Source organism: Pseudomonas sp. AC016 (genome assembly GCF_979253365.1).
This window is the reverse complement of sequence record NZ_CEEDCC010000001.1, coordinates 4169868-4192881: the sequence shown is the minus strand read 5'-3', so window position 1 is coordinate 4192881 and position 23014 is coordinate 4169868. Positions and strand designations below refer to the sequence as shown.

Sequence of the window (23014 nt, the reverse complement as noted above, 5' to 3'; positions counted from 1 at the left end):
ATGACCCGTCGGCGCCAGCCATTCATAACCGGGCCCACCCGGAGACTCAAACTGATGAGTACGCTTTTTCACAACGCCGCACCCAACCCAACAGCCAACGCCACCCGCGTCGCGCCTGCTCGTCATGCGCCGCGTGAATACCCGACCGACAAACCGAAACGCGTTTATCTGTTCGGCACCTGCGTCGTGGACCTGTTTTTTCCGGACGCCGGAATGGACGCCATCCACCTGCTCGAACGCGAAGGCATCGAAGTGGATTATCCACAGGCGCAAAGCTGTTGCGGGCAACCGGCCTACACCTCGGGCTACACCGATCAGGCCCGCGAAGTCGCCCGCGCTCAGCTCGCACTGTTCAAAGGCGACGATCCGGTTGTCGTACCGTCCGGTTCTTGCGCCGGCATGTTTCGCGAACATTACCCCGACCTGTTCAAGGACGAGCCCGAGATGCTCAAGCACGTCCAGCACCTCGCCGCCCGCACCTATGAACTGACCGAATTCCTGCTGCACGTCTGCAAGACGCGCCTGAACGACCACGGCCAGCCCACCCGCATCGCCCTGCACACCTCATGCTCGGCACGCCGCGAAATGAACACCCACCTGCACGCCCGTGAACTGCTGGCGCAACTGGGCAACGTCGAGCGCGTCGATCACGACCATGAAAGCGAATGCTGCGGTTTCGGTGGGACCTTCAGCGTGCGCATGCCGGACATTTCCGGCGCGATGGTCGCCGACAAGACCCGCGCATTGAAGGAATCAGGCGCCGACCAGATCCTCACCGCCGACTGCGGCTGCCTGATGAACATCAACGGCTCGCTGGAAAAACAGCGCGAATCCATCCGCGGCCAGCATCTGGCGAGCTTTCTCTGGCAACGCACCGGAGGTCAGCGATGAACATGCAGACCCGCATTCCCGCCGTCGAAATCCATCAGCCGGACTTTCGCGAGCGCGCCCATGAAGCGCTGGGCGATCCACAACTGCGCGGCAATTTCCGCCGCGCCATGGATTCGCTGATGACCAAACGCGCAGCGGCATTCAGCAACCCGGACGAGCGCGAAGACCTGCGCTCGCTGGGCAACGCCATACGCGCCCGCGCCCTCTCCAAACTGCCCGACCTGCTGGAGCAACTGGAACGCAACCTGATCCGCAACGGCGTGCAGGTGCACTGGGCGGAAACGGTCGAGGAAGCCAACGCCATCGTGCTGTCCATCGTCGAAGCCCATGAAGCGAAACAGGTGATCAAGGGCAAGTCGATGGTCAGCGAAGAAATGGAGATAAACGACTTCCTCGGCGAGCGCGGTATCGAGTGCCTGGAAGCGGACATGGGCGAATACATCGTGCAGATGGACCACGAAAAGCCCTCGCACATCATTATGCCCGCCATCCACAAGAATGCCGGCCAGGTCGGCAAGCTGTTCCACGACAAGCTCGGCGTGGAATACACCACCGATGTCGATCAGTTGATCCAGATCGGCCGTCGCGTGCTGCGCCAGAAATTCTTCGAAGCCGACATCGGCGTCTCGGGCGTCAACTTCGCAGTCGCGGAAACCGGGACGCTGCTGCTGGTGGAAAACGAAGGCAACGGCCGGATGGTTACCAGTGTGCCGCCCGTGCACATCGCCGTGACCGGGATCGAAAAGGTCGTCGAAAACCTGCGCGATACCGTGCCGCTGCTGTCCTTGCTGACCCGTTCCGCGCTGGGCATTCCGATCACCACCTACGTCAACATGATCTCCGGCCCGCGCAAGGCCCATGAACTGGACGGCCCGCAGGAAGTGCATCTGGTGCTGCTGGACAACGGCCGCAGCCAGGCATTTGCCGACAGCGAACTGCGCCAGACACTGAACTGCATTCGCTGCGGCGCGTGCATGAACCACTGCCCGGTCTATACCCGCGTCGGCGGTCATACCTATGGTGAGGTCTATCCCGGCCCCATCGGCAAGATCATCACGCCGCACATGGCAGGCCTGGCGAAAGTCCCGGATCACCCCAGCGCGTCGTCCCTGTGCGGCGCGTGCGGCGAAGTCTGTCCAGTGAAGATTCCGATCCCGGCGCTGTTACGGCGTCTGCGCGAAGAAAACGTCAAAGCACCCGATGCGCCAAACCGGGTCATGCGCGATCAAGGCGGCAAGTTTTCGCGCAAAGAGCGCTTCATCTGGAACGCTTGGTCGAAGCTCAACACATCACCCTCGCTGTATCGCCTGTTCGGCTTTTTCGCCACTCGGCTGCGCAGCCTGACGCCCGGCAACGTCGGCCCTTGGACGCAAAACCACAGCGCACCGAAACCCGCCGCCCGCTCACTGCACGAGCTGGCACGCGAGCATCTGACACGGAAGTCTGGAGACCAGCCATGAATGCCAAGCACAACATCCTCGCCAAACTGCGCAACAGTCTCAGCGGCACCACACCGGTGGCCGACAATTTCGACGAGGCACTGGTGACCGAGCCGTGGCGCTACGCTCCGGAAAGTCGGGTCGCCCAACTGCGCAAACTGATGGAAGCCGTACACACCGAGATTCACCTGTGCAGCGATCAGGACTGGCCGCGTCGGCTGGGCGAACTGGTCAGGGACCGCCAGCTACCCAGCCTGCTGATTGCGCCGGGCACGCCACACGGTCGCCGGGTCAGCGAGTACTGGGCCGTGCAACCCGACCTGCCCGCGCTCAAGGCCTATGACCGGCCCATCGAAGAATGGAAAAAAGACCTGTTCGACGACACGCCCGCCAGCTTCACCACCACCCTGGGCGCAATCGCCGCCACCGGCAGCCTGATCATCTGGCCCACCCGCGAAGAGCCACGCCTGATGAGCCTCGTGCCACCGGTGCATTTCGCCCTGCTCAAGGCCAGCGAGATCTACGACAACCTCTACGAAGCACAGCTCAAGCAGAACTGGGCGGGCGGCATGCCGACCAACGCGCTGCTGGTGTCCGGCCCGTCGAAGACCGCCGACATCGAACAGGTCCTGGCATATGGCGCTCATGGTCCCAAAGACCTGATTGTCTTGATCGTGGAGGACGCATGAGTCTGCCCGCTGCATTTCTGGACAGCGTCCGCCGTCTGATCCCGCAGAAGCGTCGCTTCGATGACCCGCTCTCGACCCTGGCATTCGGCACTGACGCCAGCTTCTACCGCCTGATTCCGAAACTGGTGATCCGCGTCGAGTCCGACGACGAAGTCATCGCGCTGCTCAAGCTGGCCCAAGCCGAAAAGGTCGCGATCACCTTTCGCGCCGCAGGCACCAGCCTGTCCGGCCAGGCAATCAGCGACTCGGTGCTGTTGGTGTTGGGCGACAACTGGAACGGCCGCGAACTGCGCGATCAGGGCGCACAAATCCGCCTGCAACCGGGCGTCATCGGCGCGCAGGCTAATGCCTGGCTGGCACCGTTCGGACGCAAGATCGGCCCGGACCCGGCCTCGATCAACGCCTGCAAAATCGGCGGCATCGTCGCCAACAACGCCAGCGGCATGTGCTGCGGCACAGCGCAAAACACCTATCACACGCTCGCAGGCATTCGTCTGATTCTGGCCGACGGCACCCTGCTCGACACCGAAGACGCCACCAGCGTCGCCGCATTTCGCACCAGCCACGCAGATCTGCTCAACAACCTGGAGCGCCTGGCACGAGAAACCCGCGCCAATTCCGAACTGGCCGCCAGAATTCGCCACAAATACCGTCTGAAAAACACCACCGGCCTGTCACTCAATGCGCTGGTGGACTTCGACGAACCGCTGGATATCCTCAGCCATTTGCTGGTCGGCTCCGAAGGCACGCTGGGGTTCATCAGCGCCGTGACTTACAACACCGTGGTCGATCACCCACACAAGGCGTCGGCGCTGATCGTGTTTCCGGATGTGGAGACCTGCTGCAACGCTGTCACCGTCCTCAAAACCCAGCCGGTGGCAGCCGTCGAACTGCTCGACCGACGCAGCCTGCGCTCGGTGCAGGACAAACCGGGCATGCCGGGCTTCGTGCGAGAGCTGTCTGCAAATGCCTGTGCCCTGCTGATCGAAGCCCGCGCTGCCTCACGCGTGCTGCTCGATGAACAATTGCTGCAGATCATGGCGTCGCTGGCTGCCTTCCCGGTCGAAAAGCAGGTGGACTTCACCCACGACCCGCAGGAAAACGCCCGCCTCTGGGCCATCCGCAAAGATACCTTCCCTGCCGTCGGTGCCGTGCGCCAGACCGGCACCACGGTCATCATCGAAGACGTGACCTTCCCCGTCGAACAACTGGCCATGGGCGTGCGCCGCCTGATCGAGCTGTTCGACAAACACCACTACGACGAAGCCATCCTGTTCGGCCATGCGCTGGAGGGCAACCTGCACTTCGTCTTCACGCAGGGCTTCAACAACCCCGATGAAATTGCCCGTTACCAGGCGTTCATGGACGACGTGGCGCAACTGGTCGCGGTTGAATTCGGCGGCTCGCTCAAGGCCGAGCACGGCACCGGTCGCAACATGGCGCCCTTCGTCGAGAAGGAATGGGGCAGCGACGCCTATCAACTGATGTGGCAACTCAAACGCCTGCTCGACCCCAGCGGCATTCTCAACCCTGACGTGGTGCTCAGCACCGATCCGCACATTCATCTGAAACACCTGAAACCGATGCCCGCCGCCGACGAGATCGTCGATAAATGCATCGAGTGCGGCTTCTGCGAACCGGTCTGCCCGTCCAACGGACTGACCCTCAGCCCGCGACAGCGCATCGTCATCTGGCGCGACATCCAGGCGAAGAAACGCGCCGGAACCGACACCCGACAACTGGAGCGCGACTATCACTACCAAGGCATCGACACCTGCGCCGCGACCGGCCTGTGCGCCCAGCGCTGCCCCGTCGGCATCAACACCGGCGAGCTGGTGAAAAAGCTGCGCAGCCAGGAAGCCAACCACAGCAAAACCGCAACCTGGCTGGCGCACAACTTCAAGACCGCCCTGCAAGGCGCACGCTTCACCCTGCACGCCGCCAATGGCGCACGCATGCTGCTGGGCGCGCCACGACTCGCAAAACTGTCGGCGTCGTTAAGCAAACGGTCGGCCGGACGCGTCCCGCAATGGACACCCGCCATGCCCCAGGCTGAACACTCGATCCACTTCACAGCGCCGGTTGACGACCAGCGTCCACGCGTGGTCTATCTCGCCGCCTGCGTCTCCCGCGTCATGGGGCCTTCCGCAGGCGACAGAGAACAGTCATCACTGCTCGACAAAACCCGCAGCCTGCTGGAAAAAGCCGGTTATCAGGTGGTATTCCCCGACGATCAGGACAACCTGTGCTGCGGTCAGCCGTTCGCCTCGAAAGGCTACAACGAACAGGCCGAAGACAAACGCCAACAGTTGCTCGCCGCCCTGACCAAAGCCAGCCGCGGCGGCCTCGACCCCATCTATTGCGACACAAGCCCCTGCACCCTGCGCCTGATGCAAGACCTCAAGAACACGCGCCTCGACCTATACGACCCGGTGCGCTTCATCCGCACCCACCTGCTGGACAAACTCACCTTCATCCCCCAGCAGGAACCCATCGCCGTCCACGTCACCTGCAGCACCCAACACCTGGGCGAAAGCCAGGCATTGATCGACGTGGCCAGGTTATGCAGCGTGAACGTCGTCATCCCGGAAGGCATTCATTGCTGCGGCTTCGCGGGCGACAAAGGCTTCACGACACCGGAACTGAACGCCCATTCGCTGCGCACGCTCAAGGATGCCGTGCAGTTCTGCCACGAGGGCATTTCCACCAGCCGCACCTGTGAAATCGGCCTGTCGCAACACGGCGGAATCGACTACCACGGGCTGGTGTACTTGGTGGATCGCGTGACCACGGCAAAATCGCATGATCAAGGCATAAAGCCGTAGATCGCCCCATTTTGGTGCCTTATGTGCACCAGATGGCTTTTTCGAATGAGCCTGAAAATAAATAGAACCCCTGCGTTTCACCACAGTCCATCTTCTAGGCCCGGCGACTGAACGGGCCCACAGAAACCTCGGGCGACGGCACCATTGACCGGCCACACCGAGTCCACAGGCTATAAGGAGAGACACATGAAGCGTACCGCCCTCACTGGATTGTTCCTCAGCGCTGCACTGTTGGCTTCGCCGGTTTTTGCTGCAGATGATTTGTGCGGCGCCAATCTGCAAGCCCTCAAGGATGCGCAGACTTCGTCCGGCACCAACCTGAGCCCCGACGTGAAAGAAATGCTCGAAAAAACCGAGAAAGATGCCATGGCTGCGAAGGCAAAAGGCGATGAGAAGAAGTGTGTCGAACTGACCACCCAGACGCTCACCCGCTTGAAAGGCATCGGTTCGGGCAGCGAAGGCGCCAGCAAGTAATCATCCCCACAAGGCCAGCCGTCGCGGCTGGCCTTGACGGACGCAACACATGGGTCGACGTGCCTCGCCGATTGGCGTACACTCCGCCCAGCGACTGCGAAAGCAGTCTCGGGGCCGATTAGGATTCGACGCCGGTGATGAAACTTTAGGTGCATGCCGAGTTGGTAACAGAACTCGTAAATCCACTGTTGCAACTTTCTATAGTTGCCAATGACGAAACCTACGGGGAATACGCTCTCGCCGCGTAAGCGGTGCTAGCCTTCCTTCTGGTAGCTTCGGCTCCAGCAATCATCAGGGGATGCCTGTAAACCCGAAATGATTGTCATATAGAACAGGATCGTCGCCTAGTACGTTGTGGACGAAGCGACTAAAACTTACACAACTCGCCCAAAGCACCCTGCCCGTCGGGTCGCTGAGGGTTAACTTAATAGACACGGCTAAGCATGTAGTACCGACAGCGGAGTACTGGCGGACGGGGGTTCAAATCCCCCCGGCTCCACCAAATTGAAAAAGACGTCCTTGGACGTCTTTTTTTGTGTCTGAAATTCAGTGAATACGGGGCTTCAGGGCTATTGATGGCTTTCTCAGTTTTTTGAGTTCTGTCGTTTTGTGTGTACCAAAGGATTCCAAGGAATCCGGTTCTAGTTCTTGAATACCAAAACTGTGCCAAAGAGCGATTGGGTACGCCAATGACCTCCGCCATGCGCTCAACCGCAGGCCCGAGAAACCAACCCAGTGCCAGCACCGGATAAGGCTGGGCCACGGGATTCGACTCAATCAGCGGTCGAGGTGGTTGTGGTAGTTCATGCTTCGGATCTAACTGCTGCATGGGTCCTCTCCTCGTTCATTGCTGGTTGTCCTCACGTAGTCCCGCCACGGTTGTTGAGTGTTATCAGGGATCAAGGCCCCTGCTGTCTGTGAGGTGCTCACTGACGCGGAACGAACGGCTCCTTACAACCGGGAGCGAGGGCATAACCCATGAATCTGGCCTCCTTAGTCGCATCCGAAGATGCGGGCGGGTAGAGGCTGTGCCGACTGACGAGTTCGGCACCTGGAGATCCTGAGTGAGAGAAGGCAACAACATTGACACCTGGGGCATGCCTGACTGTCAGTCAGGTGCAGCCTTTCCATGGGCTGCGGCACCGGTGCCTGTGTCGTTGCGGATGGCGACGAATCGGAGTTGTCAGGCCGATTGTCACGAGGAGAGATGCGGCAATGTCTTTTGCGACGTGGCTTGCAGCAGTGGTACGAGCGCCCGTCTCTTTCCTGGAGAAAGAGACGGGCGAGGTCTGGCGCAGCGAAGTGTGCCAATAGGTGAGGTTGCTGCAATGCAGCGAGGTAGGTCCATCGCCTGCCGCAATGGGCAGATTTGTCGAGTAGGCATCCATCACTCTTGGGGAGTGACCGTGCGAGCCGCCGGACGCTAATCGCACTTGGGGAAGAACCACCACGCAAGTGGCGTAGCCTTCAAGGTTCTGACTACCTGGGCTGGTGCTGTCAACGACAGCGATCCGTGCGCCAATTGTTATACCCCCTCGAATAGGTGGTCAAGTATCACGACCAAAGCGCGCAAAAAGTGGCGACAGTCGCCACTTTTGTCGCCACGCTCCCGGCCCTGTTCTGCATGGGTTGTCGCCACTGTCGCCTGTGTCGCCATATCTCAAGTCATGACCCCACGACAAGATTCGCTCTCACACTGGAGCTGTACTCGATAACGATCGTGACTCATTTCTGACGGGTAAAAGATGGCGTGACGCTAATCAAATTTGAAATAGGAGGGCGAACGAGGTGACTTCGAGAAAAAAGCGAGTGAACCCTCCGATCGGCGCGATCAAAGATCGCTGGATCAGAGGGTTTGGCCGGAAAAGCAAATCTCAAACGTCAAATAAAGCTCCAAGAGCTAAAGTTCATATTTTTTTATACGCTTCCACCCACACCTTTGAACTTCTCGACAAACGCGGCGATCTTTTGGAAGACGCTCTGTTTCTTGGTCAGATATTGCGGGTTCAGCGGGCTCATCTTGGGCAGCACAGCGTTCAGTTCCGTGCCGCTGTCGCTGGCGAACTCCCTCCTGAGTGAAGTAGCGATATAGCGCCGTGCCGCTTCGGCATTTAGGTTCTCGGCACTGACCAACTCCTGCGCCTCACGCAGCTGCTCCGCTTGAGCAAAGATGAAGAAGGCGTCGATAACACTAGCCTTGTCGCCAATCTGGTCCAGATCAGTCTGATTGATGAAGTCCACCAGCAAGCTCTCTTTGGCGCGGTTGTCTAAGCTCGCGCGAATCACGCGGCGCACTTCATCCACTAGATCTGACTTGCTCTTGATCCTTTTGTTGTGATCGAAGATCAGCTCCAGAATGTAATCTAGGTTGATTTCTTGCGATTTGAGCAGGTCCACCTCAAACACGACGTCATCCCAGTCGATGGTGGATTTTTCCATCTCAGCCCCCGCCTTTTCACGACGCAACCAGTCGCGCACGTCGTTGTAGGTGGAGCGGTAATCCTGAGCTTTCCGCTCAGCCGGGAGTGTGATGGCTGCCAGTGTGGTCAAATCGTCATCAGTCAGATAGTGCTTGGCCTTGAACGTCTCAACCGCTGCCGGGTCGGTCATATCGACGTTTTGCAATTCCTTCAGGCTGGCGAACTCGTCATAGTTCTGCAGTACGTTCTCTACGCGCAAATACTCGCCAAATAGCTTGGCGAAGGCCTTTTTGTCAGCTTCCTTTTCAATGGCTGCCGGGTCGGGGAAGCGTGTTTCAAGGTCCTTCACCACGTCTACAAAGCCGCGCCGCACCTCACCGGTGGCCACATCGGTGAAGCCCTCCATATATTCCTTGTAGCTTTTCTCCAGCACCACATTCTTGGTGTTCTTGTCGCCAAACAAGGTGATGGCGTCGATCGTCGCCTGTTCCAGATCGCGGAAGGTGACGATGTTGCCGAAGGTTTTCGTGGCGTCAAAAATACGGTTGGTGCGGGAATAGGCCTGCATCAGCCCGTGGTAGCGCAGATTCTTGTCCACAAACAAGGTGTTCAGAGTAGGCGCATCAAAGCCCGTCAGGAACATACCCACCACGATCAGCAAGTCGATCTGCTTGGCTTTGACTTGCTTGGCTAGGTCGCGATAATAGTTCTGGAAACCATCGCTATCGACGCTGAAGTTAGTTTTGAACAGCGCGTTGTAGTCCGAGATGGCTGCACTCAAAAACTCTTTGGCGCTGCTGTTCATGGCCGACACATCAAAACTTTCGTCCTGAATTTCGCCCGCTGAATCCTGCTCTTCGTTGGCGGCAAACGAGAAGATAGTGGCCACTCTCAGCGGCTTGTCGCTGTTCTTTTGCAGCGCCCTGAAGCTCTCGTAGTACAGCTTGGCAGCATCCACGCTGCTGACAGCGAACATGGCGTTGAACCCCTTATTGCCGGCTTGCAGGCGATGGGTCTTCTGCCGGTAGTTGTTCATGATGTACTGGGTGATCTCACGGATGCGGTCGGGGTGCAGCAAGGCCTGTTTGTTTTCAGCTGCGCTGAGCTTTTTCTCGTCCTGCTCGGTTTCGATGGCCTTGAACTGTGGGCGGACATCGTTGTAGTCCACCTTGAACTTCAGCACCTTTTCATCGCGAATCGCATCGGTGATCACATACGAATGCAATTCGCGGCCAAACACGCTGGCGGTGGTGTCAGCACCAAGTGCATTTCCTTTACGGATTAATTTGCCATCAACAATGTCATCGCCGAAAATCGGCGTGCCGGTGAAGCCGAATTGATAGAACCGCTTGAACTTCTTCTTCAGGTTCTTCTGTGCTTCACCAAACTGGCTGCGGTGGCACTCGTCAAAAATGAATACCACTTGCTTGCCGTAGATGGATAAGTCGCCTTCGCTTTTCATCAGGTTGTTGAGTTTCTGGATGGTAGTGACGACAATCTTGTTGTCATCCTTCTCTAGGTTGCGCTTCAAACCAGCGGTGCTATCTGAGCCATTTACGCTGTCCGGTGAAAAGCGCTGGTACTCCTTCATGGTCTGGTAGTCCAGATCCTTGCGGTCCACCACGAAGAACACCTTGTCAATGAACTCCAGCTCAGTGGCAAGACGCGCCGCCTTGAAACTGGTCAAGGTCTTGCCGGAGCCGGTGGTGTGCCAGATGAAGCCACCGCTTTCCGTATTGCTCCAGTTCTTAGCCTGGTACGAGCAGTTGATCTTCCACAGAATGCGTTCCGCGGCAGCAATCTGGTAAGGGCGCATCACCAGCAGCGTGTTGCTGACATCAAACACCGAGTAGTGGAGCAGCACATTGAGTAGCGTGTGCTTCTGGAGGAAGGTGGCCGTGAGGTCTTTTAGGTCTTTGATCAGACCGTTGTCCGCCTTCGCCCAGTTCATGGTGAAGTCGAAGCTGTTCTTGTTGCGCTGCGTGGTGTTGGCGAAGTAACGGCTGTCGGTGCCGTTGGAGATCACGAACAGCTGCAGATATTTGAATAAGGAATGCTCGCTGTTGAAGCTTTCCTTGCTGTAGCGATGCACCTGATTAAAGGCTTCACGAATCGCTACGCCACGCTTCTTCAACTCTACCTGTACCAGCGGCAAACCATTGACCAGAATCGTCACGTCATAACGGTTGGCGTGACTGCCAGCCTGCTCAAACTGCTTGATCACCTGTACTTTGTTGCGGGCGATGCTCTTTTTGTCCAGCAGATATATATTTTGGATGCTCCCATCGTCAAAGACGAAGTCGTGAATATAATCGTCGTGAATCTTACGCGTTTTCTCGACGATGCCATCGCTGGGCTTGTCCAGCCAGGTTTCAACAAATCGCAGCCACTCACCCTCCGCAAACTGCACGTTATTGAGCGCTTGCAGTTGCACGCGCACATTGACCAGTAAAGCCTCCGGCGTGGTTACGCTCTGCAAAAATTCATAACCCTGATTTTTCAAGTCTTGGATGAATTCGCGCTCCAGATCGCCTTCACTCTGGTAGCTTTCTGCGACGCTCCATTCTTTGTTGTATTTATCCAGAACGATAAAACTGTTGGATTCAGCAATAGCTTTGTAATTAGTCATTTAGTGCTTCCTGCTTCCTGAATCCGTAGGTATCAATTAAATACTCCACCAACTCCTCCAGTTTCTTCTTGTCTTTTTCTTCAACATCTGAAACTTCCTCACCTGCATGGGCGGAGTGGCTAGAAAGATTCATAATTCTGCTAGCAAACGGGTTGGGAGTGCCTTCAGCTGTTTTATCGAGAAGGCTCTCCCAGCGATTATGGCCTAGGAATGTGGCGGTTTTTTCCAAGATATTCCTTAAAAAGCCAAAGTGATACTTTTTAACTTGATCTGATTTTATTGCTTTCCTGACCTCTGACAATAAAAACAAATGATAAGAAAATGGATGATCATTAGCTGTGGCAAGATCAAAAGTTCCGTCAACCCTTTTATCTAACCTGTATTTTTCTGATTGGCCGCGCTTATAAATCCACGCAGAAGCTCCATCCTGGCCGAGCTTTTTAAGATCGTTATTCAATTCATTGTGTAAAACATTATAAAATAGCGGGCTATGTGTTGTGATGACAAACCTTAACCCATTGCCTTCAGTGTAGGCACTGCGCTTTATTAAGCTTGCTAAATCAACAGCCAGCTCAATCAAGTGGGTATCGTCGAGCGAGCTCACTGGATCATCAATAAAAACGTACTCTAAACTATCAAACTGATTATCATCACGTTTAGCAGGAATGGGCTCATCCAGGATCGATGTAACCTCCTCCAACAGCGTATAAAAAATACTCCAGACAAAGTTACTTTCTTCGCCTTTAGAGATTTTTATGCTGCCCGTTCGCTCTGTTCCACGATCATAGGAGAACGCTACTTCTGGAAAGGTTTTTGTTACTAACAACTTCCCATCTTTACTTATTTGCTTGTCATGCTCTATGAAAATTGGCGTGAGCTTGTCATCCGTATAGCGCTGAAAGTTCTCAATGATATTTCTATCCTGTCCGCGGTCTCTTAGAATCCAATCCGTAAATGAATTTGGCTGAATTCTCAGTATTGGCTCAGCGTCTTTTTCCAGATCGTTATCCCAATAAAACAAGTCTTCAGTGAAGGCATTGTAATAGAGGATTTTATTGCGCGACAACTCAGACTGATCGGCTCCTCCGCCATTTTCTTTGGGTGCGATTAGCTGCTTGAATTCCCGCGATAGGCGTGTCTTGCCCGTACCATTGAAGGCGTAGATCAACTGCACCTTCTTGTTGGTATCTTTCAGTTGCTGGGCAATTACTGTCAGCGTCTTGCTCATATCAGGCTATCACCTCTTCTGACCTGGGAAGTTTCAACAGTAGATCGCGGTAATACTCGTATTGTTTTTTGCGGATTGTGAGCTCGGTTGTAAGCTCGGTTGTAAGCTCGGTTTTGATCGCTGTAAATGCGTCCAGAATGCGGACGATTTCGGCTTGGCTTTCCAGCGATTTTTTGGGGTTCTCTGGACAGGGAATGGGGATTTTAAAATCCTTCACCTTTGCATCTGAAATAGCGGGATACGCTGATCCACTTTGGTGTTCCTCAACATAAGCCTTGAAGTCAGAAGAGGCAATCCAATGCAAAATCCATTTAGGTAATACTTCTGCTTTCTTTGCGCGCAAAACGCAGTACCCGGTGCTTGCAACTTCACCGGCGTACTCATCATCGATTAAGCAATAGCGTTGTTGGGCTGGACGAGTTGTTGCGAAAATCACGTCATCTTTTTCAACAAGCTTTTGCGCCCGACTTGGTGCATTGCTATGCGTCACTTCGGGTGTTTCGGTTATTGTCTTCGTTTCAATATTTACAGAGGTGAGATCAATATATCGGTAGGTACGATTTGCCTCGCGCCACTTAATATTGATCGTGGGCAGCGTTAATTCCCTCAGCGTTTTCCACTTCACATCAACGCCATCCAGCAGCTTGTCCAAAAAATTCCTGCCGCTCATGCCTCCGGCTAGCTCCTCGCCTTCAATCTCGGCGACGGTGGCGTCAATGTCTTTGCGTAGATGGTCAATTTTGGCGACGGTGGTTTTCAGTTCGGCATTGAGTTTTGCAATATCCACCACCTCGCGGTTGTCCCTGACTTCGATGTAGTTGCTGACCGACAGGTTGTAGTCGCTTGCGGCCACCTTCTCGAACGGGACGGATTGGGCGAAGTGTGCCACGTTCATCTTGCTATCGAAGGCCTGCATGATCTGTTCGATGTGTGCGTCCAGCAGCACGTTGTTATTGGTTTCCTTTTTGAACAAGCTGCTGGCGTCGATGAACTGGGTAGTGGTGTCAGTCTTGTGTTTGGAGAGCACCAGAATATTCACTGCGATGGTGGTACCGTAGAACAGGTTAGGTGCCAGCGAAATCACGGTTTCGACATAGTTGTTATCCACCAGATATTGGCGAATTTTTTGCTCTGCACCGCTCCGGTAGAAGATGCCGGGGAAACAAACAATAGCGGCGCGGCCCTTGCTGGAGAGGTAGCTGAGTGCGTGCAACACAAAGGCAAAGTCGGCCTTGGATTTTGGTGCGAGCACACCCGCCGGAGCAAAGCGTTCGTCGTTGATCAGGGTGGGGTCATCCGAGCCGATCCACTTTACCGAATACGGTGGGTTGGAGACGATGGCATCGAAGGGCTTATCGACACCAAAATGCGGATCGATGAGGGTGTTGCCGAGCTGGACGTTGAACTTGTCGTAGTTGATGTTGTGCAAGAACATGTTCATCCGCGCCAGGTTGTAAGTGGTGTGGTTGATTTCTTGCCCAAAGAAGCCGTCTTCGATGATGTGCGCGGCGAAATGCTTTTTGGCTTGCAGCAGCAGCGAACCGGAACCGCACGCGGGGTCGTAAATTTTGTTGACGCTGGTTTGCTTGTGCATAGCGAGCTGCGCAATCAGCTTGGACACATGCTGCGGGGTGAAGAACTCGCCGCCGGATTTGCCGGCATTGGCCGCGTAATTGGAGATGAGAAACTCGTAGGCATCGCCGAACAGGTCGATGTGGCTGGCATCAAAATGCCCGAAATCCAGTTCGGCCACGCCTTTGAGCACAGCAGCGAGGCGGGCGTTTTTTTCTTTGACGGTATTGCCGAGGCGATTGCTGGTGGTGTCGAAGTCGGCAAACAGGCCTTTGATGTCATGCTCCGATGGGTAGCCGTTGGCGGAGCGCTCAATAGCGGCAAAGATGGAGGCCAGGTCGGTATTCAGGCTCTCGTTGGTGTTGGCACTGGCGGCAATCTTGGCAAACAGCTGGGTGGGGTAGATGAAGTAGCCCTTGGTCTTGATGGCGTCGTCTTTGATGTCTGCGGTGATGACGCTGTCGGGCAGTTCGGCATAGTTGATGCTGTCGTCACCGCCTTCAATGTAGCTGGCAAAGTTTTCACTGATAAAGCGGTAGAAGAGGGTACCGAGCACGTATTGCTTGAAATCCCAGCCATCGACGGAGCCGCGAACATCGTTGGCGATCTGCCAGATCTGGCGTTGCAGGGCGGCGCGTTGTTGGTTGCTGGTCATGCATTCTTCCTGTTAATTTTCTAGGCTTTAGTCGTTTACTGAGTGTCGCTAAGGGCCTTGCTGTGTGATTTGGAGTCGCGGCAGCTGCGCTGCCTATCCTTGTGTCAGCTCAAATAGGTCGCCTACTTGACATTCAAACAGTTGGCACAGCTTCTCAATGGCCTCCAGATCCACTTTCTGCGCCGTTTCTTTGTAGAGCAGCGTTACCGTAGCGCGGCTGAGCCCCGTTTCTCTGGCTACGTCAGCTATACGCATCTTATGCTCGCCCATTATGCGGGCGAGATGGCAGCGGATCATGACTATGCCCCTGACAATTTGTCTTCTCGTGAAACCCTGAGAGTAACACGACGCTTTTCTTAGCGTGACATTTTGTCAGTCAAACTAACATTTTTTAATGAAAACTAACTTTTAATTGGCTTTGGGCTTGCCTGGAGATCGAGCCCAAGCAGGCGATCGGCTCCAGCCGATATTAGGCAAGCGCCTTCGTGGGTTATCCCCGATCCAAGAAGCCGTAACCGACCATGCCACGCGAGACGCTGAAACCTGCGCAAGCACGGGTCGCTGTGCAGCGTATTTATGGCGTGGTAGTTCACACTTTATGACATGACATGATGGCGAGTCGCCCGAGCACCCTAAGGGCTAAAGCGATGTCCCACATTCAGCAGCCTAAACTAAGGCAACTCCCTTCCTTGCGTTAACCGGCAAGTTCGAAGTAGGGATACACCTTGATTATTAGTAGGCACCAGGAGCCTTCTTCTCGTTGATCGGTGACGCGCTTACGTCACCCGAAACCGTCCTGAAGGAATAGCCTCAAAAATCTGTATTCCAAACAGTATTCCATGAAAATTTATTAACAGAAATATACTATTTATATCAGCAAGTTATATTTCCAATTCAGATTACCCCGGCGCAACACCACGCTCAGGTGCTTTCGAAACGCGTTTAGGCTGCACACCAACTCGAAATCAAGCCCTGCCCTCTCCCCACCCACCAAGCCAGCACCAAGCCGCTAGCACATCCGAGCTATAGCCTCAGACGCCCCCATCCCCTACTTTTATCACTGCCGCTTGCCACAGGCGGTCATCCTCAAAACGTATAGGGACTTGTCATGAATAAGCTAACTCGATGGCTAGCCGTCAGCGCAGTTCTGAGCCTGCCGGGCATTACCGCTGTGCAGGCGAGTACAACTCGCGCATCAGTGATCGTTGCTGAGAAGTCTGCGACAGACCATGTCGCTGCCACGCAGGCCGCAACAAGCCCGTTTGTCACTGTGAGTCAGATAGAAAGCGCTCAACCTCTCAAAGTCGCCATTTTCCAAGACAGTTGCCAAGACCCGGATCCTTGGTACATGTTCAGTGGCATTCAAGCCATGACGTGCCTGCTCACAGGGCAGTGGTAGGTCACTGCCCAGACATGCGAGAAAGGTCTTCTGACCTCCAACATCTTCAGATTGGAAAGGCATGTGTTGATGCAGATGAAAGCCGACCCGCCCCGTTGATCGAACTCGACGTGGGCGGGCCGCACTGAATCAATGGTTCAACTGCTTGCGGAAAGCCTTGTACAACACGCCCACCACAACCTTCTCATCAAATGCCAAAATAACGGAGCCAGCGATACACGCCAGAAGCCTGCTACCTCGGTCGAGAAATTGAAGGTCGATATCGCTGACGCACTTCCCACTCGCCAGCGGACACGCCATGCACCCAAGAGCCCTCACCCTCGCCCTGTTCATCACCTTCCTCGCGTCATTCCAAGCCAACGCCGCCGACAAATCCTGCGCCGAGGCCATCGGTCAAAAACGCGCTGAGTCTCTGGTCAAACAATGCATCAACGTCTCCCCAGCAACCCATCCGCCATGCAACGCGGCCAACAGCTGCGGGATGATCAACAGTGAGGTCGACCGCGGTTGTGGTTTGTTGGCCGATGATCCGAACGCGCCTGCCTATTGCCACTTCAACCTGACCAAACCGGAAACCTTGCAGGGCGCGTTGATTACTGGCGGTGGCATCGATGACTACACCATCACGGTGCTCGTCGATGACGGCCGACGGTTCACGGCCTATTGCGATGGGCGATGCGGTGACTGGTTTGTTACCAATGATGAAAGCGAAGCGACCTTGCTGCCGCCCCTGGTTGGCAAGGCTGTGAAGGTCACTGTTGCCAGCGAGCCCAACAACGACCGCATCGCCGGGCCTGCTGCCGAGGACTCGTTGATCTTCGTGAGGAAGATTGAGTTTGTGAAGTAGTCACCGGAGCGCGGCGGCAGCTGGTATCTGTGATGGTCGGCAGAGGCCTGATCCGTTAGCCTTGGAAAAAATCAAAGCAGGACGCTAACGTGAAAACCCTTTGCGCCATCATTTTTTCTGCCGGCCTCGCAGGCTGCGGAACCATCAACACGACCTTCAGCAGTGACTCCGTGGCAGCCAATAAATTGGGCCGCTGGAAATCGAACTGCTCTTACATCCCGCGCGTTTACAGTGGCGTGTCGCTCGATTTCTGCGCGCTTAATGGAGAACCCAGAGCCTTTAGGGGTCAGGAGTTGAGACCCAGTGTGTCGCTGATACTTGCCGATATGGTGCTCTCGGGCGTGGCAGACACGCTGGTTCTGCCCTACACCATTTACCTGCAATCGGAACGTGGATCCGTCGTCGCCAGTCGGTTAAGTGACTGATCGAGGATCAGCCTGCTGATGTATGGAGACAGTAATCTCTCGGCTGATCAACGAAGCTGGCTGTACCATGCCTGATCAATACGAAGGCTTCCCGCTTAGCTGCGGGGAGCATGGTGAAAAGCAGACGCATCGCTCGCCTCGCCAGCAGCCCCCAAGAGATAGCAACCCATGCCCCAAGAAAAACTAGACCTCCTGCGACTCCAGAAACCCATCCGCGATCAGATGAACGACCTCCTCCGCGCCTTGAACGCCACCAGCACTGATGTGGCCTAATCATTCCGGACACACCCAAAGGAGCGGTACCCTACCGCTCAACGATGAGGTGTCCGATGTCAAAACGTCAGTTTCCAACCGAGTTCAGACTTGAGGCTGCGCGCCTTGTTCTTGATGCCAATTATTCAACCGCACAGGCCTGCGAGGCTATGGGTGTAGGGGCGACAGCACTGCGCCGTTGGGTTGAACAGTTAAGACAGGAGCGCGGGGGAGTAACGCCCCAGACAGCTAATGCCATGACCGCTGAACAGCAACAGATTCAAGCTCTGCATGCCAAAATTCGCAAGCTTGAAATCGAGAAGGAAATCCTAAAAAAGGCTACCGCTCTCTTGATGTCCGATTCCCTCGATCGGTGACTCTGATCGAGAAATTGAGTGAGCGCTTTACTGTGACTGACTTGTGCCGCGTGTTTGGAATGAACCGCAGCCGGTATTACGACTATCTGAAGCAGCGGGATCGAGTTGATCCCGACAGAGAACGGCTCAAGGCCGAGGCGATTCGGTTACACGCTCAAAGCCGCGGATCAATGGGCGCTCGCAGTTTGTCAGCAGCCTTGAAGGCCCTGGGCGAGTCGGTTGGCAGGTTTCTGGCAGGTCGCCTGATGGCCGAGACGGATTTGCAAAGTTGTCAGCGTCGGCCAAGGCCTTATCGGCATAGCGTCGTGCAATCCCGATTCGCAGAGAATGTGCTGGATCGCCAATTTGAAGTGTCAGCCCCCAATCAGGTCTGGTGCGGAGATATAACGTATATCTGGGCCGGTACGCACTGGGTGTATCTGGCGGCTGTACTTGACCTGTACGCCAGGAGGATCGTGGGTTGGGCGATTTCCAGCACGCCGGACTCAACGTTGACTTGCAAGGCGCTGGCATTGGCTCACGAAGCTCGAGGAAAGCCACACAAGGTCATGTTTCACTCCGACCAAGGCTGCCAGTACAGCAGCGAAATGTTCCGTACCAAACTTGAATCGCTCGGTATACAGCAGAGCATGAGCCGTCGCGGAAACTGCTGGGACAATGCCCCGATGGAACGTTTTTTTGGAAGCCTGAAGTCCGAATGGATACCCAAAAAGGGCTATCGGACCGAAGAAGAAGCCCGCCCCGATGTGCTTCGTTACGTGATCCATCACTACAATCAGGTCAGGCTCCACAGTTACAACGAATACCGCACGCCGGTGGATCAGGAAAAAATGGCGGCGTAGCTTCTATAACAGTGTCCGGAATCGGTTGACCAGATCACACTCGCGAAGACCTGGAAGCCGAGCGAGCCATCCAGATCGAACTCATCCAAAGCCTGGAAAGCACACGAAAGCTGCGCTCGTCAGACGCTGAGGCGTTGTTCATCATTTTCGATGACGCTGTGGAGGCCAAGTTGGACGAACTTCCCAAGGACTGATCCCGTCCCATACTCCATGCATGTACAAAATCACGCGCTACACTAGGGGTGGTATTAAATTTTTCGGAGATCACCATGTACGTCGATATAACGACTGTCCACGCCCGTCTGGTCAGTAAGATAACGGCATTCAATCAGATGTGGCCTCAGTGGGTGGTTCATGGTCAGGTGTGGCAGTTGCCGGTGCTGGCGCAGCAGAAGGCGCTGGATCTGATCGAGGTGCAGCCGCTGGAGGGTCAGGCGGCGATTGAGGCGGCAATTCGGGCGATGACGTTGTTTGAGCGCCTTCCCGGTCAGGCGCCGGGGACGGTGATGCGCTTGCCGGGTTATTTTGCGTTGAGCCGCAGCGTGTTGCCTTGGGTGAAGGAGATCAATCAGCTGAAGGATGACTTGATGGCGGCGGTCGAGCAGACGCGCATCGAGCTCAATCTGGCGACCACGGCGCGGTCGAAGATTCTGCGTCAGGCATTGGGGCCGATGTTCAGCATGAAGCAGTTGGGGCGTCATACGCAGGTGTTCGATATCTGCCCTCGCCTGATCGTGTTCACCTGGGCTGGCCACACGACCGGCGGCGAGCGGGTGGCGGTGAGCAAGGTTCGGGAGCAGTTGAGCAAGGCGGCCGAGCAGCAGGCTTCGAAAGACCGCGTGGCCATCGAGCAGACGTCGGCGGGTGCCGAATTGCGGCGCATCGTCAATCTGTCGGATCAGGCCAGCCTGATCAAGTACAAGAAAGTGGCGCCGCATCCCAGAGCGATGGTGTATTTCTCGGCCAGTTCCCGTTACGACGCGATGATCCACAGCAACCTGCCGATGTTCGTGCTAGCGGGCGAGGAGCCCATCGACGTGCATGAGCTTCGTCACTTCAACCGACATACGCGCCAGGCTGAGCGGCCTGACAAGAAGCCGCGTATCGAGGTGATTCCGCGCATGAATCTGTTTTTGAATCCGGATGATCTGGTGGGTCAGCGCAAGTCGGCTGCGGTGGTCAGCAAGCCGAGCGCGGTGGCGTCGACTTACTCGGATCGGAATCAGAACAAGTCGGAGGATGAGTAAACCCGGGGACGACTCCTGCCATGGATACATGAGTTGTCTGGCAGGAGCGACTAATAAAAAGAAACCGCTGGTTATTAACCTGCTCGTTCAACAAACATAAAAATCCGATGAACAGTGGTTGCCTTTCTAATTATTGAACAGTTTTGAACGAATACATCTACGATATCTTGATCCATTTTTCCAACTACATCTGGCGAGATGAGCAAAGCCATTTTTAAATACGGCCAAGAGCACAGTAATAAGTCAGACTTTTCAAGTCGTTAATTACCTTCACGAATAACGTTAAAACAACCTTCACTTCCCTCGAAATTCACCCAGTCGGTACTCGATAACGGTCAGTTCCACACTTGATTTCCATACAGAACGTTATCACCACTAACCAACAAAAAAGGGCCGTCACATGGACGGCCCTTTTCGTTACGATGACGGCTCGAGTTATATCTTGAAGCTGGCCACCAGCTGTTTCAAACGTCCGGCCTGTTGGGAAAGTGCCGCGCAATCCTTGAGGGTTTCGTTGAGGTTGGCGACGCCCTGCTGGTTGAGCGAGTTGATCTGGTTGATGTCGATGTTGAGCGTTTCCACCACGGCGGTCTGCTCTTCGGTCGCGGCGGCAACCGACTGGTTCATGCCGTCGATTTCGCCGATGCGGCGGGTCACATCGCGCAGGCGGTTGCCGGCCTGGTTGGCGACTTCGACGCTGCCCTGGCTGGATGCCTGGCTCTCGTTCATGTTCACCACCGCGTCCTGCGAGCCGGTCTGCAGCTCGCCGATCATCTTGTGGATCTCGTCGGCAGACACCTGAGTGCGGTGCGCAAGGTTACGCACTTCATCGGCCACCACGGCAAAGCCACGACCGGCTTCACCGGCGCGCGCAGCTTCGATGGCGGCGTTGAGGGCCAGCAGATTGGTCTGCTGCGAGATGCCTTTGATCACGTCCAGAATCTGCCCGATGTTGTCGGTGCTGGCGTTGAGCTGGGCGATCTGGGTGCAGGAATCGCTGATCTTGGTCGACAGCTCGCTCATGGCATGGATGGTTTTTTCCACCACCACCTGACCGTCTTCGGCCTGGGTGCGCGCTTCGCTGGCCTGGATGGAGGCATCCGAGGCATTGCGGGCGATTTCCTGGGTGGCAGCGCCCAGTTCGTTGATGGCTGCGGCGACGCTGTTGGTGCGCGCGCTCTGCTCGTCGAAGCCGATGATCGATGAGTTGGACGACTGCACCACGCGCTGCGACAGGTCATGCACCTGCAGCGTGGCGGAGGACACTTCCACGATGGAGGCGTGGACACGCTCGACGAACTGGTTGAACGAGCTGCCCAGATCGGCGAACTCGTCGCGGCCCTGAATGCTCAGGCGACGGGTCAGGTCGCCCTCGCCCTGCGCGATGTCCTGCATGGCACGGCCCATGTCGGTCAGCGGGCGCATCAGCGCACGAATCAGCAGGCTCAGCAGCATGGCAATCACGATCACTGCGATCAGGCCGGCAACGATGGCAGAGCTGCGGAACTGGCTCAGAGGTGCATAGGCCTTGTCCTTGTCGATCGACAGGCCGATGTACCAGTCAGCCGATGGCAGGCCGGTAATCGGGGTGAACGACAGGATGCGTTGCTGGCCATTCAACGTGACCTCACGCATACGCTTGTCCAGGCTCAGCGTCTGGCCGGGGTAGATGTCCTTCAGGTTCTTCATGACCTGTTCCTTGTCTGGGCTGACGATCACCTGACCGTCGCCGCTGACCAGGAACGCGTAGCCCATGCCGCCGAATTCCACCGAGTTGATGATCTTCACCAGCGTATCGAGGCTCAGGTCGCCGCCCGCGACACCGGCCAGTTGGCCGTTGACCTTGATCGGGCTGGCGATGGTCACGACCAGGCCGCCCACCGAGGCCAGATAGGGTGCGCTGATGATGGTATTGCCAGCATCGACCGTCGATTTGTACCAGGGACGCTGACGGGGATCGTAACCGGCCGGCATCTCGACATTGGGACGCTGGGTGAAGGTGCCCTTGCTGTCACCGACGTAAGTGAACTGGAAGGTCGAGACCAGCGACGACTGGGAAACCAGCCCGCTCAGGTCCGAGCCAACGCCTTGATAGGCCACGTCCTGGGTCAGGTTTTCCAGGACCAGAATGCGTCCGCTCAACCAGTTCTGCACGCTGCTGGCGGTCAGTTGTCCGGCCTGCCCCACTGAGGATTCGAGGTTCTGGTTGATGGTCGCGCGTTGCAGATAATCGTTGTAAAGCGTGAACAGAACGAACGCCAGAACGACAACGCCCGATGCCGCCAGCAGGATTTTATGACGAAACTTCAAAGTCATTTCAAAGCATCTCTAAGATATAGGCAGGTCCGAAGACTCGGATAAGGGGCCATACAAAGTTGTTTTCCATGAACACTCCATGTGTTCAAACTTCTACAGCCTTTTCACGGTGCGAGCACAGGCAGCATTCTGGCGACTGTTTAATGACAGGGCCAGGCTGTTTCAATGTTCTCGAGGCGCCCTTTATAGCCGCGTCGGGCAACGAAAGAAAGCCTGTGAAAGGGGGACAGACGGTTTTAATTAATTGTATTTTTTAATTTCAGCTTGGCGGGATGCTGCCGATAGGGTCTGTATCCAATGCCTCGGCGGTCGTATTCACGTTAAATCCCCCAAAGGCCTTACTTTTTACAATGTTGTACTGGAGAACATCATGAACAGCTGGTTCGCGAACATCAGCGTGAATATGAAGCTGGCCCTCGGATTCGGGCTTGTACTTGTTTTTACTGGCATTCTTGCGCTCACGGGATGGAGCAGCCTGAGTGGGCTG

General features: G+C 55.8%; 14 protein-coding genes, 1 other RNA gene and 1 pseudogene. 10 read left to right on the top strand and 6 right to left on the bottom strand.

Features of this window, described 5'->3' with window-relative positions:
* Positions 1-54: 54 nt before the first annotated feature.
* The 6 genes from AC0IXS_RS18820 to ssrA all read left to right on the top strand — a co-directional run bounded on the left by AC0IXS_RS18820 (position 55) and on the right by ssrA (position 6820).
* Entirely contained in the window at positions 55-891 is an 837-nt protein-coding gene (locus tag AC0IXS_RS18820; protein ID WP_088235955.1) for a (Fe-S)-binding protein, read from the top strand.
* On the top strand, positions 888-2351 hold the full coding sequence (locus AC0IXS_RS18815; RefSeq protein WP_471825430.1) for a LutB/LldF family L-lactate oxidation iron-sulfur protein: 1464 nt from the start codon (positions 888-890) through the stop codon (positions 2349-2351). Before AC0IXS_RS18820 ends, AC0IXS_RS18815 begins: the two co-directional genes overlap by 4 nt.
* The gene (locus AC0IXS_RS18810) at positions 2348-3019 is read left to right on the top strand and encodes a LutC/YkgG family protein (RefSeq protein WP_471825428.1); all 672 of its coding nucleotides are present in this window, start codon (positions 2348-2350) and stop codon (positions 3017-3019) included. The genes AC0IXS_RS18815 and AC0IXS_RS18810 overlap by 4 nt, the downstream gene beginning before the upstream one ends.
* Positions 3016-5844 carry an FAD-binding and (Fe-S)-binding domain-containing protein gene (locus AC0IXS_RS18805; protein ID WP_471825426.1) on the top strand — a complete coding sequence of 943 codons (2829 nt, stop codon included), beginning with the start codon at positions 3016-3018 and terminating at the stop codon, positions 5842-5844. Before AC0IXS_RS18810 ends, AC0IXS_RS18805 begins: the two co-directional genes overlap by 4 nt.
* Positions 5845-6030: 186 nt before the next feature.
* Positions 6031-6318 carry a hypothetical protein gene (locus AC0IXS_RS18800; RefSeq protein ID WP_057410716.1) on the top strand — a complete coding sequence of 96 codons (288 nt, stop codon included), beginning with the start codon at positions 6031-6033 and terminating at the stop codon, positions 6316-6318.
* A 110-nt stretch (positions 6319-6428) separates the two neighbouring features.
* Positions 6429-6820, top strand: a transfer-messenger RNA (tmRNA) gene (gene ssrA / locus AC0IXS_RS18795).
* Positions 6821-8235: 1415 nt separating this feature from the next.
* Here ssrA and AC0IXS_RS18790 read toward each other — a convergent pair.
* The 4 genes from AC0IXS_RS18790 to AC0IXS_RS18775 form a co-directional block, all read right to left on the bottom strand.
* A complete protein-coding gene (locus tag AC0IXS_RS18790; RefSeq protein WP_471825424.1) occupies positions 8236-11367 on the bottom strand; it encodes an HsdR family type I site-specific deoxyribonuclease in 3132 nt (1043 codons plus the stop codon).
* Positions 11360-12595, bottom strand: a complete 1236-nt coding sequence (locus tag AC0IXS_RS18785; protein WP_471825422.1) for an AAA family ATPase — start codon at positions 12593-12595, stop codon at positions 11360-11362. The genes AC0IXS_RS18790 and AC0IXS_RS18785 overlap by 8 nt, the downstream gene beginning before the upstream one ends.
* A 1-nt stretch (position 12596) precedes the next feature.
* The gene (locus AC0IXS_RS18780) at positions 12597-14822 is read right to left on the bottom strand and encodes a type I restriction-modification system subunit M (RefSeq protein WP_471825420.1); all 2226 of its coding nucleotides are present in this window, start codon (positions 14820-14822) and stop codon (positions 12597-12599) included.
* 93 nt (positions 14823-14915) lie between these two features.
* Positions 14916-15119 (bottom strand): helix-turn-helix domain-containing protein, encoded by a 204-nt coding sequence (locus AC0IXS_RS18775; protein WP_471825418.1) that lies wholly within the window; start codon positions 15117-15119, stop codon positions 14916-14918.
* Positions 15120-16519: 1400 nt separating this feature from the next.
* Here AC0IXS_RS18775 and AC0IXS_RS18770 point away from each other — a divergent pair.
* From AC0IXS_RS18770 to AC0IXS_RS18755, 4 genes are all read left to right on the top strand, one after another.
* Positions 16520-17068: a hypothetical protein gene (locus tag AC0IXS_RS18770; protein WP_191957563.1), complete on the top strand. Its 549-nt coding sequence runs from the start codon at positions 16520-16522 to the stop codon at positions 17066-17068.
* Positions 17069-17157: 89 nt separating this feature from the next.
* Entirely contained in the window at positions 17158-17493 is a 336-nt protein-coding gene (locus tag AC0IXS_RS18765) for a YceK/YidQ family lipoprotein (RefSeq protein ID WP_122563487.1), read from the top strand.
* A 329-nt stretch (positions 17494-17822) separates the two neighbouring features.
* Positions 17823-18964, top strand: a protein-coding gene (locus tag AC0IXS_RS18760; protein ID WP_241088835.1) for an IS3 family transposase whose coding sequence is annotated in 2 segments (ribosomal slippage) — positions 17823-18075 and positions 18075-18964 — 1143 coding nt in all. Because the reading frame shifts where the segments join, the coding sequence is not laid out codon by codon here.
* Between the two features lie 269 nt (positions 18965-19233).
* Positions 19234-20211: a DNA replication terminus site-binding protein gene (locus AC0IXS_RS18755; RefSeq protein ID WP_063625696.1), complete on the top strand. Its 978-nt coding sequence runs from the start codon at positions 19234-19236 to the stop codon at positions 20209-20211.
* A 435-nt stretch (positions 20212-20646) separates the two neighbouring features.
* On the opposite strand, the gene AC0IXS_RS18750 is transcribed toward AC0IXS_RS18755, so the two are convergent.
* Both AC0IXS_RS18750 and AC0IXS_RS18745 read right to left on the bottom strand, forming a co-directional pair.
* Positions 20647-21432: a methyl-accepting chemotaxis protein gene (locus tag AC0IXS_RS18750; protein WP_370454373.1), complete on the bottom strand. Its 786-nt coding sequence runs from the start codon at positions 21430-21432 to the stop codon at positions 20647-20649.
* Positions 21433-21552: 120 nt separating this feature from the next.
* Positions 21553-22527: pseudogene (locus AC0IXS_RS18745) on the bottom strand (PDC sensor domain-containing protein); the annotation flags it as partial.
* Positions 22528-23014 lie beyond the last annotated feature (487 nt).

Excerpts from the sequence above, each read along its gene's own strand:
- AC0IXS_RS18820 (WP_088235955.1), top strand. The coding sequence starts at position 55 with ATGAGTACGCTTTTTCACAACGCCGCACCCAACCCAACAGCCAACGCC.
- AC0IXS_RS18815 (WP_471825430.1), top strand. The coding sequence starts at position 888 with ATGAACATGCAGACCCGCATTCCCGCCGTCGAAATCCATCAGCCGGAC.
- AC0IXS_RS18810 (WP_471825428.1), top strand. The coding sequence starts at position 2,348 with ATGAATGCCAAGCACAACATCCTCGCCAAACTGCGCAACAGTCTCAGC.
- AC0IXS_RS18805 (WP_471825426.1), top strand. The coding sequence starts at position 3,016 with ATGAGTCTGCCCGCTGCATTTCTGGACAGCGTCCGCCGTCTGATCCCG.
- AC0IXS_RS18800 (WP_057410716.1), top strand. The coding sequence starts at position 6,031 with ATGAAGCGTACCGCCCTCACTGGATTGTTCCTCAGCGCTGCACTGTTG.
- AC0IXS_RS18790 (WP_471825424.1), bottom strand. The coding sequence starts at position 11,367 with ATGACTAATTACAAAGCTATTGCTGAATCCAACAGTTTTATCGTTCTG.
- AC0IXS_RS18785 (WP_471825422.1), bottom strand. The coding sequence starts at position 12,595 with ATGAGCAAGACGCTGACAGTAATTGCCCAGCAACTGAAAGATACCAAC.
- AC0IXS_RS18780 (WP_471825420.1), bottom strand. The coding sequence starts at position 14,822 with ATGACCAGCAACCAACAACGCGCCGCCCTGCAACGCCAGATCTGGCAG.
- AC0IXS_RS18775 (WP_471825418.1), bottom strand. The coding sequence starts at position 15,119 with ATGATCCGCTGCCATCTCGCCCGCATAATGGGCGAGCATAAGATGCGT.
- AC0IXS_RS18770 (WP_191957563.1), top strand. The coding sequence starts at position 16,520 with ATGCACCCAAGAGCCCTCACCCTCGCCCTGTTCATCACCTTCCTCGCG.
- AC0IXS_RS18755 (WP_063625696.1), top strand. The coding sequence starts at position 19,234 with ATGTACGTCGATATAACGACTGTCCACGCCCGTCTGGTCAGTAAGATA.